The sequence below is a fragment of the Microbacterium sp. Au-Mic1 genome, assembly GCF_021341785.1.
Taxonomy (GTDB): Bacteria; Actinomycetota; Actinomycetes; order Actinomycetales; family Microbacteriaceae; genus Microbacterium.
On the sequence record NZ_JAJTTF010000007.1, the window covers coordinates 155,534 to 169,838 of the forward strand.

The 14,305-nt window shown below is 69.9% G+C and carries 10 protein-coding genes; 8 read left to right on the plus strand and 2 right to left on the minus strand.

What is annotated here, in order from left to right; translation table 11 throughout:
• Positions 1-73 precede the first annotated feature (73 nt).
• Positions 74-1,705 (minus strand): glycosyltransferase family 39 protein, encoded by a 1,632-nt coding sequence (locus tag LXM50_RS11315; RefSeq protein ID WP_233311424.1) that lies wholly within the window; start codon positions 1,703-1,705, stop codon positions 74-76.
• A 127-nt stretch (positions 1,706-1,832) separates the two neighbouring features.
• Between LXM50_RS11315 and LXM50_RS11320 the strand changes: the two genes are divergently transcribed.
• Positions 1,833-4,364 carry a glycosyltransferase gene (locus LXM50_RS11320; protein ID WP_233311425.1) on the plus strand — a complete coding sequence of 844 codons (2,532 nt, stop codon included), beginning with the start codon at positions 1,833-1,835 and terminating at the stop codon, positions 4,362-4,364.
• A gap of 29 nt (positions 4,365-4,393) precedes the next feature.
• Here the strand turns inward: LXM50_RS11320 and LXM50_RS11325 are convergent, their stop codons facing one another.
• Entirely contained in the window at positions 4,394-5,050 is a 657-nt protein-coding gene (locus tag LXM50_RS11325; RefSeq protein WP_233311426.1) for a TetR/AcrR family transcriptional regulator, read from the minus strand.
• A 199-nt stretch (positions 5,051-5,249) separates the two neighbouring features.
• Between LXM50_RS11325 and LXM50_RS11330 the strand changes: the two genes are divergently transcribed.
• From LXM50_RS11330 to LXM50_RS11360, 7 genes are all read left to right on the plus strand, one after another.
• Complete coding sequence (locus tag LXM50_RS11330) at positions 5,250-6,665, plus strand: MFS transporter (protein WP_233311427.1); 1,416 nt, start codon at positions 5,250-5,252, stop codon at positions 6,663-6,665.
• On the plus strand, positions 6,662-7,486 hold the full coding sequence (locus LXM50_RS11335) for a tyrosine-protein phosphatase (protein WP_233311428.1): 825 nt from the start codon (positions 6,662-6,664) through the stop codon (positions 7,484-7,486). The genes LXM50_RS11330 and LXM50_RS11335 overlap by 4 nt, the downstream gene beginning before the upstream one ends.
• A 59-nt stretch (positions 7,487-7,545) precedes the next feature.
• The gene (locus LXM50_RS11340) at positions 7,546-8,433 is read left to right on the plus strand and encodes a metallophosphoesterase (protein ID WP_233311429.1); all 888 of its coding nucleotides are present in this window, start codon (positions 7,546-7,548) and stop codon (positions 8,431-8,433) included.
• A 115-nt stretch (positions 8,434-8,548) separates the two neighbouring features.
• The gene (locus tag LXM50_RS11345; protein ID WP_233311430.1) at positions 8,549-10,573 is read left to right on the plus strand and encodes a primary-amine oxidase; all 2,025 of its coding nucleotides are present in this window, start codon (positions 8,549-8,551) and stop codon (positions 10,571-10,573) included.
• 369 nt (positions 10,574-10,942) lie between these two features.
• Complete coding sequence (locus tag LXM50_RS11350) at positions 10,943-11,464, plus strand: FHA domain-containing protein (protein ID WP_233311431.1); 522 nt, start codon at positions 10,943-10,945, stop codon at positions 11,462-11,464.
• 117 nt (positions 11,465-11,581) lie between these two features.
• Positions 11,582-12,628: a glutaminase A gene (glsA, locus tag LXM50_RS11355; RefSeq protein WP_233311432.1), complete on the plus strand. Its 1,047-nt coding sequence runs from the start codon at positions 11,582-11,584 to the stop codon at positions 12,626-12,628.
• Positions 12,625-14,265, plus strand: a complete 1,641-nt coding sequence (locus LXM50_RS11360) for an MFS transporter (protein ID WP_233311433.1) — start codon at positions 12,625-12,627, stop codon at positions 14,263-14,265. Before glsA ends, LXM50_RS11360 begins: the two co-directional genes overlap by 4 nt.
• The last annotated feature ends 40 nt before the right edge of the window (positions 14,266-14,305 follow it).

Sequence of the window (14,305 nt, forward strand, 5' to 3'; positions counted from 1 at the left end):
AGCACCGCGTCTCGTCTCGCGCGGCCTCCGGCCATGCGCGCTCAACGGCCCCGAGCCCCGTGGGATCCGGTCCTCAGCGCTCGTAGAGCAGGATCACGCTGCCGGCTCCGTCGTGGCGCGCGGTCTCGTGGTAGCCGAGCTCGCGCAGGTCGCTGAGGCCCCAGGAGTCCACGACCCCGTCGAAGCGCAGTTCGACCACCCAGATCCGATCGACCCCGTCGAACCGGCCCATTCCGGCCGCCCGAGGGATCCCGTAGGTCTGGTCGTACCAGGTGTAGGACTTCTGATACGGCGTCTTCAGCAGCAGATCGGTGGTGTTGCGGAAGGCCGCAGGATCCGTGGCCTTCGCCAGCCGGGTGCGCTGGGACGGTCGGGCTCCGTCGTCGAACACGATGCCGTCGCCCGGCTCGGCGTTCGCGCTGATGAAGGCGGAGATGTCGTTCCAGTCCGACTGGTTCTTCGCATAGGGCCCACGCTGCAGCACCGCGACCGGCACGGCGGCGATCACGACGGCGGCGATCGCGATCCCCGCGAGCCACGACCCGCGACGCGAGCCCTCCCGACGCGGCCCCTCCCGGCGGCGCCCGTCCGCCGCAACGCCCCCAGGGACATCGCCGGATCGATCCCCGATCCGGGCCAGCGCGCGCACGCCGAGTGCCATCACGATCGCCACTCCGGGCGCCGAGAACGTGCCGTACCGGGCGGTGTACACCGCCACGAACGGGGTGACCGCGAGCAGCAGACCCATCGGCACGATCATCCAGCTCAGCGCCACCACCTCGAGGCGGACTCCGGGTGTGCGCCACAGCCGCCCGCCGCCCCGCCGGATTCGCACGATCTCGCGGGCGAACACGACCACGGCGAGGAGGATGAGGATCCAGGCGATCGCGGTGAACCACCACTCCTGGAACCACATGTTCTTCAGCACCACCTCGGCGGTGACCGACTCGCGCACCGCGAGGAAGGCGATCTGGCGGCGCTGCAGGAAGCCGAACCAGGCCAGGGGCGTGCACAGCGCGAGGGCGATCCCGGTGCTGAGCGCCCAGGCCCGCCATCGTCGGCGCAGCTCGGGCGACAGCAGCACGATCGCGAGCGTCGCGAACACCATGAGCGCGAAGTAGAGGAACGTCCAGATCGCGACCGTGAGCACCGCCGCGTAGCCGACCCACCACCAGGTCGCACGTCCGGGACGGCGGGCGATCTCGATGAGCAGCACGAGCAGCACGGCCGCGAACGCCGCCCCGATCGCATAGGAGCGCGCCTCCTCCCCCGCGAAGATCAGGCGGGGCTGGAGTGCGGTGAACACGCCGGCGACGACGGCGAACCAGATCCGCTCGAACCGTCCGCACAGCCACACCACGGCGGCGGTGCAGACGCCGATCGCGAGCGCCGACGGGAATCGGATCGAGAACGCGCTCGGCCCGAACAGGTCGATCCAGGCGTGCAGTCCGAGGTAGTACAGCCCGTGCACGGCGTCGACGTAACTCAGCATGTGCCAGAGCGAGGGCAGCGGACGCGTCGCCGACATGAGGCTCGCCGCCTCGTCGCCCCAGAGCGACGGGATCCAGGATCCTGCCGCGCTGGCCGCGACCGCGAACAGCCCGATGAGCCCGGCCCACAGCCCCAGGCGCCGCGGATCGGCCGTCACCCGCGCCGAGGCGGGGAGGGACCGCTCCGAGGCGGTGCCGACAGCGGAGGAGGTCACGCCCCGAGGGTAGCGGCCTCTGCTTTGCCGCTGCTCCGAGATGGCTGTCAGCACGGTGTTGCGTCACCGTCCGTCCACCCGACGTTCTCCGAGCGTTCGCTCGGCATGCGCCCAATATCCTTGTTCCGTGTCACTCTCCTCCCCCGTGCGGCGTCTGAAGTCCGCTGCCCGACGTCTGAAGCGGGCGGTCGAGGCCGAGCGCATCGCGTTCTGGCGCTCCCGTCCGGTGCGCCCCGATCAGGTGCTGTACGAGTCGTTCGCCGGCAACGGCATGCTCTGCAATCCGGAGGCGATCTTCCGCCACCTGCTGGCAGATCCCGACTACGCCCACCTGACGCACGTCTGGGCGCTCGCCGACGAGGACGCGATCGCCCGCTTCCAGAACGAGTTCTCCGCGGACCGCCGGGTCTCGTTCGTGCGTCGCGGATCCGCCTCCTATCGTCAGGCGCTCGCGGCGAGCGGCTGGCTGATCAACAACGCCACCTTCCCGACCTGGTTCGGCAAGAGGGAGGGCCAGGTCTATCTGAACACCTGGCACGGCACACCCCTGAAGCTCATGGGCTTCGACATGCCGTCCGGAGCCGTGCAGTCGGCGAACACCCTGCGCAACTTCCTCATGTCGGACTACCTGCTCGCGGCGAATCCGTTCATGGCCGAGACCATGTACGAAGGCGCCTACCGGCTCACCAACGTCTACCCCGGCACCCTCATCGAGGAGGGCTACCCCCGCATCGACCGGCAGCGACTCGACAATGCGGCCGAGGCGGCCGTGCGCGCGGAGCTCGAGGGCAGCGGCGTCCTGCTCGGCGGAAAGCCGATCGTGCTGTTCGCGCCCACCTGGCGCGGGAGCTCCTTCGACGACCCCGAGGACAACATCGACGAGCTCGCCGCCCAGCTCGCCGCCCTGCAGGCCGGTGTCGGCGACGACCACGTCGTCGTGCTGAAGACGCATCAGATCGTGCACGCGCACGCCTCGGCCCGTCCGGAGCTAGCGCGGTCGCTCGCCCCCAACTCGATCCCCTCCAACGTGCTGCTGGGGGCTTCGGCCGGCCTCGTCACCGACTATTCGTCGATCTTCTTCGACTACCTGGCGACGGGTCGCCCCATCGCGTTCTTCACTCCGGATGCCGACCTGTACTCCTCGGGACGCGGCACCTACATGCCGCTGGACACCCTGCCGGGCCCCGTCGCCGACGACGCCGCCGAGACCGGCCGCGCGCTGCGAGCTCTCCTCGAGGGTTCCGACCCGCATCCGCAGTACGCCTCCTGGGCCCTGCGCTTCGCACCGTTCGAAGACGGCGGCGCGACGGCACGCGTCGTCGACATCGTGTTCGGCGGCGCCCGCGAGGGCTACCGCGCCCGCCCCACCGCCCACGACGGTCGCAAGCGGCTGCTCGTGTACCTCGGCGGGATGAAGCCGAACGGCATCACCACGAGCGCGCTCAACCTCCTCGGCGCGATCGATCACACCCGGTATGACGTGACCGCGCTGCTGCCCAAGCGCCGGCTCAGCACGGATCCGCTGACGCAGGCCCGCATCCCCGCCGAGGTGCGGCAGGTGTTCCGCATCGGAGGGATGAACGGGTCCAAGGTCGTGCATCTGCGCCGCCGCGTCGACGACTGGCGCGGAGCCCCTCGGTCCCCGGGCGCGGAGCCCTGGCACGAGGAGCTGTGGAACGCGGAGTGGATGCGCGTGTTCGGTCACGCCCGCTTCGACTGGGTCGCCGACTTCAGCGGCTACGGCCCGCTGTGGACCAGCCTTCTGCTGCACGCACCCGCGGTGGATGACGGCGGGCCGGATCCGGTCCGCGCGATCTGGATGCACAACGAGATGGCATCCGACCGCGAACGCACGGTGAACGGCAGGGCCAGCATGAAGCGCGGCCTCGGCGCCGTGTTCGCCATGTACTCCGAATACGACCAGCTCGTGTCGGTGTCGCACCAGCTCACCGAGCTGAATCGCATCGAGCTCGCCGAGTATGCCTCCGGAGAGCACTTCCGCACGGTGCGCAACTTCCCCGATGTCGAGCACGTCACCCTGGGCGCGCGGCGCCCCCTCAGCGAGTTCTTCTCCGAGTCCGACGCGCAGCACGAGGCCGCAGACCGGGAGATCCCGCCGCGACCGGCCTGGTACGAGGCGCTCCAGGCCGACGAAGGCGACCTGCGCTGGTTCATCACGGTGGGTCGTCTGAGTCCGGAGAAGAACCACGCCCGCCTGATCCGCTCATTCCTCGCCGTGCATCGGGCGCACCCCGAGGCACGTCTGCTCATCGTGGGTGCGGGTCCGCTGGCCGCCGACCTGCAGGAGCAGATCGACGAGGCGGGGCTCTCCGACGTGGCGTTCCTCACCGGCGCGCAGCGCAATCCGTACGCTCTTCTCGCCGCCGCCGACTGCTTCGTCCTGTCCAGCCTCTACGAGGGGCAGCCGATGGTGCTCATCGAGGCCGCCATCTGCGGTCTGCCGATCGTGTCGACGTCCTTCGGCTCCGTGTACGGCGCTCTGCCGGAGGGGGCCATCCGGATCGTGACGCAGGACGATGACGCGCTCACGGCCGGGATGACCGCGTTCCTCGAGGGCGAGGTGCCCCCCGCGATGCTCGATACGGACGCCTACCGTGCCGACGTCAAGGCCGAGTTCGAGGCGCTGCTGACCGACTGAGACGGGTCGCGGGAACGGCGCCGACCGGTTCAGCGCAGCGCGGCGCGCAGGACGGCGAGTGCTTCGGCGGACGCCTCGGCCAGGTCGAGGTGGTCCGGGAGAGCCGCCCACTCGGCGCGCAGTCCTTTGAGCATCGCCAGCACGCGCAGCGCGAGACGCTCGGCGTCGATCTCGCCGTGCCCGTCCGCCACAGCCACGGCTCTCAGCTTCGCCGAGAGCCCGTCCAGCCCGCTGCGCTGACTCTCCAGGTATTCGTCGCGCAGCGGATGCCCCTCGATGAGCATCTCCCCGGTGAGCATCGCCTGCAGTCGCACGAGCGCCGGATCCGCGAGGGACGCCGCCACTCCGGCGGCGAGCGCGTCGAACAGCTCGTCGAGCGTCGTCGGGTCCCCGAACGCCGCGACGAATCGGGCCCCTCGACCGAGCACAATGGCCCGATACAGCGCGATCTTGCTGGGGAAATGATGCAGCACCCCGGAGTCGGTGATGCCGGCCGCGCGGGCGATCGACGCGATCGACGTGCCGGCGTATCCGAAGCGACCGAACTGGTCGATGGCCGCCGCCAGCACCGCCTCACGTCGTTCCTCGCCGGCCCTGTTGCGGCGGCGCTGCGTGGCGCGGCGCGGAAGGGCCGTCGCCTCTCCCCCGGTTCGCGGTGTGCGGGCAGCGCTCATGTTCTCGCTCATCCCCACCATTGTGCCCGTCCTGATCGACACGGCGGAGGGTGCGGATCCGACCCCGCACACAATTTACTGAGTGTTCACCAGGTTTATCGGCGAGGTTCATGAGCGTGGCTTTGACTCTCCCCGTCGGCACTCGCCGATCGCCCGCGCCGGCCCCACCGGCCGGCCCGCCCCGGCTCCGCCCGACCCGAAAGAGGAAGCCATGTCCGCCCCGACCGCCCCGGCCGCCGCGCTCGAACGCCCGTCCCTGCCGATGCGCTTCATCTACCTGATCGCCCTGATCGAGCTGCTCGTCGATGCGGTCGTCATCGCGCCGCTCGTCATCTCGCTGTCGCTCAAGGTGCTGCAGCTGCAGCCCGTTCTCCCCGCCGGGCTGACCAAAGAGGGAGCCCTGGCCACGGTGACCGCCGTGGGCGCCCTCGCCGCCCTGGTGGTGACCCCGATGTTCGGCTACTGGTCGGACCGCACTCGTTCGCGTTTCGGACGGCGTCGGCCGTGGGTGATCGCCGGGGCCGCGCTGCTCGTGCCCACCAGCGCCGTGATGGCCTTCGCCGGCGACGTGTTCACGTTGATGGCGGGCTGGGCGCTGGTCACGATCGCGGCGAGCATGAGCCTGGCCGCGCTGTTCGGCTGGATCGCCGACCTCGTACCCGACCACCAGCGCGCGAAGGCCTCCGGCATCTTCGGCGCCGGCAACATCGCGGGCCTCGTTCCCGCGCTCGTGATCGCCGCCGCATTCAAGAACGATCTCGTGCTCGCATTCATGGTGATGCCGGTCGTGGCGGCCGTCGCCACCCTCCTCATCGCCCGCTTCATCCCTGACGCGTCGACGGCGCACGCGGCACTCGCTCCGGCGAGGCTCATCGGCGTGTTCGCCTCGCTGTTGTTCAACCCCGCGAAGCACCGTCAGTTCGCGCTGGTGTGGCTGCAGCGCTTCCTCATCCAGTTCGGATACATGCTCTTCGGCACGTTCGGCCTCTACTACCTGATGGAGCGCATGGCGATGGACGCCGGCGGCGCCACGACCACCACGTCGATGGCGAGCCTGCTCACCGGTGTGCTCAGCATGATCGCCGCGTTCGCCTTCGGCTTCATCGCGGCGAAGCGGCGCGACTACACGCCGTTCGTGATCGTCGCGATCGCCGGTGTCGCCGTCGCCTGCTTCCTGAAGGCCTTCACCGGCGACCTCGGCTGGTTCTGGGTGGGCAGCGGCCTCAGCGGCTTCGCGCTGGGCTGCTTCTACGCGGTCGACATGGCGCTGGTGCTGCGCACGATCCCCGCCGACGAGAACGCCCGCTTCCTGGGTGTGTTCAACATCGCCAAGACGCTGCCGCAGTCTCTCGCCCCTGCCCTGGCACCTGCATTCCTGCTCATCGGCGGGAAGGATCCGATCCACGGCGGCGAGAACAACTATGCCGCGCTGTTCACCATCGCCGGGGTGTTCGCGTTGCTGTCCCTCCTGCCGCTGGCGTGGACCACGGCGCTCCGCCGCCCCGTCGCCCAGGCAGAGACCTTCGCGGCCGTCGACGCCCCCGCCGGCACCGCCCCGCACCCGGCCGCCGCGCCCGGCGAAAGCCGCCGACCGTCCCCGACCCTCACGAATGGAGCCGCTCGATGACCGCTCAGCCCCTCGCCCCTGCCGACCTCCTCGACGCCGCTCGCCTCCCCGGCCCGCTGCCGATCCCCGGTACTGCGAACTTCCGTGCCGCCGCCCCCGGCGCACCGGGCCTGCGGCCCGGCGTGCTGTTCCGCGGGGACGCTCCCGCGCACCTCGGCGACGAAGGGCGCGACGCCCTGGTCTCGCTCGGCATCGCGCGACTGATCGACCTGCGCTCCGACGAAGAGGCCGCCGAGGCCCCGGACGATGTCGCTGACACCGGCATCGCGGTGCACCGGGTGTCGATCATGGCCGGATCCGTCCGCGACGCGATGGCGCAGCTGGCCGGTGGCGCCGTCCCCGATCTGCGCAGCCTGTACGCGATGATGCTGCGCGACGGCGGCAGCGCCTTCGGCCGGGCGTTGACCCTGATCGCCGAGGGCGGCGCCACGGTGGTGCACTGCACCGCGGGCAAGGACCGCACCGGACTCGCGATCGCCCTTGCACTGCTGGCGGTCGGCGTCGACCTCGAGACCGTCGTCGCCGACTACGCCCGCACCGAGGAGAATCTCGCCGGGGCCTGGGTCGAGCGGATGGCGGCCCGCGTCGCGCGCTACGGCGTCGCCCTGGACGGAGATCTGCGCGAACTCGTCGCCAGCAGCCCCGCCCCCGCTTTGCGCGGTGCGGTGCAGGAGGTCGTGCTCGTGAACGGATCCGCCGACGCCTACCTCGATGGCATCGGTGTGGACGCGGACGTGCGCGCCCGGCTCCGCGCAGTTCTGCGCGCCGACGACGCCCCAGACGCGGTGAGTGCCGAGTCCGCCCCCACCTCCGCCCACTGACCTTCCCGCAGCCTCCCCCACTGACCCTTTCCACGCCCCCGACCGTCCAGGAGACCATCATGCAAATCGGCCAGCACCCCGTGCCCGAGTCCACCATCGTCCACCTCAGCGACACGCACCTCACCGCCGATGCCGTGCCCCTGCACGGCGCGGTCGACGCCGACGCGAACCTCGCGGCCGCCCTGCGACGTCTGCCGACGAGCGGCATCGACGTGGACGCGATCGTCGTCACCGGCGACATCGCCGACACGGGCGACGAGGGCGCCTATCGTCGCGTCCGCGACCTGCTCGAGCCCGTCGCCGCCGACCTCGGCGCCCGCCTCGTGTGGGTCATGGGCAACCACGACGAGCGCGCGGCGTTCCGGGCCGGGCTGCGCGATGAGGAAAGATCCACCGCTCCCGTCGACGAGGTCCATGACCTCGACGGCCTGCGCCTGATCGTGCTCGACTCCACCGTACCCGGCCACCACCACGGCGAGATCGGCACCGACCAGCTCGCGTGGCTGCGCGAGGTGCTCGCGGTTCCCGCGCCGCGCGGCACCGTCATCGCGATGCACCACCCGCCGCTGCCGATGCCGCTCGGCTTCCTCGCGATGACCGAGCTGCGCGATCAGGATCCGTTCGCCGAAGTGCTCGCAGGTACCGATGTGCGCGCCGTCATCGCCGGACACCTGCACTACGCCTCGCACAGCACGTTCGCGGGGATCCCGGTCACCGCCGCGCCCGCGACCTGCTACACGGCCGACATCGTCGCCGAAGGCGGCGACATGCGCGGCGTCGACGGCGGCCAGGGCTTCGACCTCGTGCACGTGTACGCCGACCGGATCCTGCATTCCACCATCCCGGTGGGCGCGCATCCGACCATCTACCAGGTCAGCGCCGAGCAGTTGCGGTACTTCATGTCGCTCTCGCCGGAGCAGCAGCGCGAGCTCGCGGAGAGCCGTTGATCCGAACCGGGCGAGCGCAGATCGGCCCTGTCGCCGCGACGGGCGTCGATGGCAGACTCGGAGGCACCCGGCGCGCATCGGTGCGCGCCCCGAAGATCGAACGATCGGGACCTCTATGTCGCAGCAGCCCACGCCATCGCACCCCTTGGACTCGCTCACCGGGGCGGAGTTCTCCGCCACCGCCGCCGTGCTCGCCCGTGAGCACGGCATCGACGCCGGCTGGCGGTACGCCTCGATCATCCTCAAGGAGCCGCCGAAGACCGAGGTCAAGGCCTGGCGCGACGGGGATCCGATCGTGCGGCGCTCGCTCGCGGTGCTGTGGCGCAAGCAGACCAACGAGGTCTACGAGGCTGTCGTGAACCTCACCGCCGACGTCGTGGAGTCGTGGACGCATGTGCCGGGCGTGACCCCCAACTTCACGATCGACGAGTACCACGATTGCGATCACGCCATGAAGGCGAACCCCGAGGTGCGCGCCGCGTTGGCAGGTCGCGGGATCGACGACGTCGACCTCGTGCTGTTCGACGTCTGGACGTATGGCGGCGCCGTGATCCCGGACAAGTGGCGCGATCGGCGCCTCGGCTGGGTGGATCTGTGGATGCGCGCGACGCCGGACGGCAACCCCTACGCCCACCCCGTGAGCGGGCTGAAGATCATCGTCGACATGAACACCCTCGAGGTGCTCGAGATCGAGGACCACCACGACTACGGCTTCCCCGAGGTGCACGGCGAGTACGTGCCGGAGCTGGCGGGCATCACGCCGCGGGAAGACCTCACGCCGCTGCAGATCGTGCAGCCCGAGGGGGTCTCCTTCGAGGTGGACGGATCCCGGATCCGCTGGCAGAACTGGGACTTCCGGCTCGGGTTCAACTACCGCGAGGGGCCGGTGATCTACCAGGTCGGCTTCGACGATGCGGGCACCCGGCGCGAGGTCGCGTACCGCATGTCGTTCGCCGAGATGATCGTGCCCTACCGCGACTCCAGCTTCGACCACTACCGGCGCACCGCCTTCGACATCGGCGAGTGGGGCCTCGGATACATGTGCACCTCGCTCGAGCTCGGCTGCGACTGCCTCGGCGAGATCACCTACCTGGATGCGGTCCTGCCGGACACCGCCGGTCAGCCCTGGACGATCACGAACGCGATCTGCCTGCACGAGGAGGACAACGCCGTGCTGTGGAAGCACGTCGACCCCGACTCCGGCACCGAGGTGCGCCGCCAGCGCCGGTTCGTCGTGTCCGTGCACGCCACCGTCGCCAACTACGAGTACCTCGTCTACTGGCGCTTCTATCAGGACGGCAACATCGAGTGCGAGGTGCGCGCCACCGGCATCATGGTGACGACGCCCATGGCGGAGGGGCAGGACGGAAAGGCCACGGGGACGACGATCGACACCCGCACCTACGCGCCGTTCCACCAGCACTTCCTCATCGCTCGCCTCGACCTGGACATCGACGGGGACGGCAACACCGTCGTGGAGTCCGACTCGATGCCCGCGCCGATCTCCGAGTCGAACCCGTTCGGCCTCGACCTGCATACGCAGGCCACGGTCATCCGCTCCGAGGCGGAGGCGGGTCGCAGCTTCGACTGGGAGCGTCAGCGCGGCTGGAAGGTGCAGAACCCGAACAAGCTCAATGCGTGGGGAGCACCCGTCGCGTACAAGCTCGTGCCGTCCGCATCGTTCCCCGCGATGTTCGACGAGTCCTCGCCGATCCTGAAGCGCAACCCGGTCATCGGCAAGACCGTCTGGGTGACGCGGCACCACGACGACCAGTTCTGGCCCGCGGGCGACTATCCGACGCAGGCCGTCGACGACCTCGGCAACGGCATGACGGCGTGGATCGCGGATGACGAGAACCTCGTCGACGAGGACGTGGTGCTCTGGTACAACTTCGGGATCCACCACATCACGCGGACTGAGGACTGGCCGATCATGCCGGCCGACACGATCTCGTTCTGGCTCAAGCCGTTCGGGTTCTTCGACCGCAACCCGTCGCTCGACGCTCCGCGCTCGGTCAAGGGCGCGGCCTGCGCGTGCGGCGACGGCGAGTGCCGGTGCGGACACGACCACGGCGCGGGCCACGGCTCCGACGGCGGCCACGCGCACGTTGAAGGCCATCAGCACGACCACCACGGCTGAGGGGCGTTCTCCTCGTCGGGGCCGTTGAGCGAAGACGCTGCAGGCCCCCACCCGGGGTGGTTGAGCGAGGACGCCGCAGGCCCCCACCCGGGGTGGTTGAGCGAGGACGCTGCAGGCGACCGAGACGAAACGCGGTGCTCACGTAGGGCGCCGCGTTTCGTCTCACGAAGACTCGTGTTGAGCGAGCGCAGCGCGTCGAGGTGACGTTCAACGACCCCATCCGTGGAGTATCCGAACGGTTTCCCGGAACCGGCGCCGGAGGCCCCGGACGGGGCTACGATCGCGATAGGCGAGAGCCCGTGGCGACACCCCGCTGAGCGTCTTGGAGAGATGATCCACGCCGCCCGGACTCCGCGAAGGAGGTCCGACATGAACACGCAGGAGCAGCGCGGCACCACCACGCACGCCGACTGGGGCGCGGGGCATCCTCACCTGCTGATCACCTTCGACGACACGCATCTGGTGCATGAGATCACCGAGGACGAGACGCGGATCGGATCCGGCGCGGACTGCCAGATCCGGCTCGAGGGCATCGCGGCGGTGCACGCGATCATCCGTCACGACGGTCACGACGACTACGACCTGGAGATGATCGGCCCGGGACAGACCAGCGCGAACATCGCGAAGGCCGCCGAGGAGGAGGGCCGCCCGGTCGAGACCCTGCACACTGGCGCGCGCTTCACCGCCGGTGGCTGGCGGTTCGTGTTCGTGCGCGACGAGTTCGCCGACCACGGCAGACCCTACGGCGGACGGCTCGGGGGCGAGGGGGCGCACCAGCGCCGGCAGCCGCCGCGTCCGGACTACGAGGCCGAGGGGCATACCGGCGCGATCCCGGCGCCGCCGTCACCGCCTCCGATCGCGCAGGAAGGCGACCCGGACGTCGCCGACTGACCCGCCCCGCGGACTGCCTCCTCCGACGCCGTGAGGCGATCCGGGCGCGCCGACCTGAGGGTCGCCCTGTCGCGGAAGAGGGCTCTGCGGAATACTGGTGCCGTCAGAGGAGACGACGTGTTCCAGGCCGATGTCGACGATGTCCCGCAGCTCAGCTCCACCGGCGCGCTGCCGCACGCTGCCCGTATCGACCAGCTCGTCGCCGAGGCTCATACTCGATACGCAGCGCACGACGACGGGATCGTGGCCGACTACATCCCCCTGTTGGCAGAAGCGGATCCGGCATGGTTCGGCCTGTCCGTCACGGATGTCGCGGGCGGCACGCACGCGGTGGGCGATGTCGGCATCGCCTTCTCGATCCAGTCGATCTCGAAGGCCTTCGTGTTCGCCCTTGCGGCGGATGAACTCGGGCACGGAACGATCCGTGAGGCCGTCGGCGTGAACAACACGGGGCTCGCGTTCAATTCCGTCGTAGCGGTCGAGCTCAACGACGGCAGCCCGATGAACCCGATGGTGAACGCCGGCGCGATCGCCACGACGGCGCTCGTCCCCGGCGCCCACGCCGACGAGCGATGGCAGCGGATCCGCGAGGGGCTGAGCCGCTTCGCCGGCCGCCCGCTCGCCCTCGACGGCGAGGTGTACCGGTCGGAATCGTTCACGAACCACCGCAACCACGCACTCGCGCGCCTGCTGCAGAGTTACGACCGTCTCGCGATCTCCCCGGATGAGGCCGTCGACATCTACACCCGGCAGTGCTCGCTCGCCGTCACGGCCGACGACCTCGCCGCGATGGGCGCGACCCTCGCCGACGGCGGCGTGAACCCGCTCACGGGTGAGCGGGTCGTCTCCGCGGAGACCGCGCGCGACACGCTCTCCCTGCTCGCCTCGTGCGGCATGTACGAGCGCAGCGGCGAGTGGCTCTTCGAGATCGGCCTGCCGGCGAAGTCGGGCGTCTCCGGCGGCATCGTCGCGATCGCTCCGGGGAAGGGCGCCATCGGGGCGTTCTCCCCTCGTCTCGATGAAGCGGGCAACAGCGTGCGCGGGCAACGGGCCTGTGCCTTCCTCTCGCGGGCGCTCGGGCTCAACCTCTTCGCCTCTGCACCCCGCGATGCCTTCGGCCCCGGCGCCGGAACGGATCCCCTCGCTGTGAAGGAGTCACGATGACCGACCTCACCACCCCTACCGGCACCGCCGCCGAGGAGCGCCGTTCCTGGGCTCCGATGATCGGACTCTTCCTCGCCCAGGTGCTGATGTCCTTCAACGTCGCGGCCCTGCCGATCTCGCTCGGCGGCATGGTCGAGGACTTCGGCGTGCCGCCGACCACGACCAGTTCGACGATCGTCGTCTACGGCCTGGCCGTCGCGGCGCTCGTGATGACCGGCGCCAAGCTCGGGCAGAGAGTCGGCTGGGTGCTGATCTTCCGCATCGTGGTGGTCGTGTTCGCGCTGAGCAGCGTGATGATGATCACGGCGTCGTCGATCGGCTGGGCCATCGGCGGCCAGGTCCTCGCGGGCGCCTCCGCGGCGATCATCGTGCCCGCGCTCGTCGCGCTCATCGCGGAGAACTACCGCGGCGCGCAGCAGGCGACCGCGGTCGGCTCTCTGGGCTCCGCCCGCGCGTTCTCCGGCATCAGCGCGTTTCTCATCGGAGGCACCTTGGGCACGCTCGTCGGGTGGCGGCCGGTGTTCTTCATCACGCTCGCCCTCGCGGTGGCCGTGTTCGCGCTGAGCTTCGGCCTGCGCGGCGACCGCGGCAACCCCGCCATCCGAATCGACCTCGTCGCATCGGTGCTGATCGGCGCCGCGGTGGTGCTGCTCACGCTGGGATTCAACAACCTCAACGCCTGGGGGATCCTGCTCGCCGAGCCCGGTGCGCCCTTCACCGTGCTCGGGCTCTCCCCCGCCCCGTTGTTCGTCGTGGTGGGCGTGGTCTTCGGCCAGGCGTTCTTCCTCTGGACTCGGCGACGCATGCGTCTGGGCCGGGTGCCGCTGGTGGACCTGAGCGTGCTCGGCAAGCGCTCCGAGCGTGCCGCGGTGTACGCGATGTTCATCATCGTGGCGATGGAAGCCGCGGTGAACTTCACCGTGCCGACGTACATCCAGGTCGTCCAGGGGCGGACTCCGTTCGACACTTCGCTCGCGATGATGCCGTTCAATCTCACCGTCTTCGTGACGGCGACGCTCATCGTGCGCTTCTACAAGAGCTTCGCCCCGCGCACGATCGCGCTGTTCTCGTTCACCTTGACCACCGTCGCCCTGATCTGGCTGTCGCTCGTCGTCACGAACAACTGGGAGACCTTCCCCACGATCCTCGGGCTCGTCGTGTTCGGGATCGGACAGGGATCGCTCGTCACGCTCGTGTTCAACGTGCTCGTCACAGCGGCGCCGAAGACGCTCGCGGGCGACGTCGGATCCATCCGCGGCACGACGCAGAACCTCGCGAGCGCCGTCGGCACCGCGGTGATGGGCGCACTCCTGGTGACCCTGCTCAGCATGGGCTTCACGCAGGCCGTCGCCGCGCACGAGGATCTGCCACCGGAGATCATGACCCAGGTCGACCTCGACCAGGTGAACTTCCTCAGCAACGACGCTCTGAAGGCGAAGTTCGAGGAGACCGATGCGACACCCGCGCAGATCGATGCGGCGGTCGCGATCAACGAGGAGCAGAGGCTGCGCACGCTCAAGTTCGGCTTCCTGGTGCTGGCCGGCATCAGCGCCATCGCCGCCCTTCCGGCTTCGCGACTGCCGCGCTATCGCCCCGAGGAGATCCCGGCGCCGGAGAACCTGCCCGAGAAGTCCTGATACCCGAGCACGTGCGCTCGCGGGGCCGATCGGACTCGAC

Coding starts and splice junctions, on each gene's coding strand:
- LXM50_RS11325 (WP_233311426.1), bottom strand. CDS start 5,050: ATGAGCGAGAACATGAGCGCTGCCCGCACACCGCGAACCGGGGGAGAG.
- LXM50_RS11330 (WP_233311427.1), top strand. CDS start 5,250: ATGTCCGCCCCGACCGCCCCGGCCGCCGCGCTCGAACGCCCGTCCCTG.
- LXM50_RS11335 (WP_233311428.1), top strand. CDS start 6,662: ATGACCGCTCAGCCCCTCGCCCCTGCCGACCTCCTCGACGCCGCTCGC.
- LXM50_RS11340 (WP_233311429.1), top strand. CDS start 7,546: ATGCAAATCGGCCAGCACCCCGTGCCCGAGTCCACCATCGTCCACCTC.
- LXM50_RS11345 (WP_233311430.1), top strand. CDS start 8,549: ATGTCGCAGCAGCCCACGCCATCGCACCCCTTGGACTCGCTCACCGGG.
- LXM50_RS11350 (WP_233311431.1), top strand. CDS start 10,943: ATGAACACGCAGGAGCAGCGCGGCACCACCACGCACGCCGACTGGGGC.
- LXM50_RS11360 (WP_233311433.1), top strand. CDS start 12,625: ATGACCGACCTCACCACCCCTACCGGCACCGCCGCCGAGGAGCGCCGT.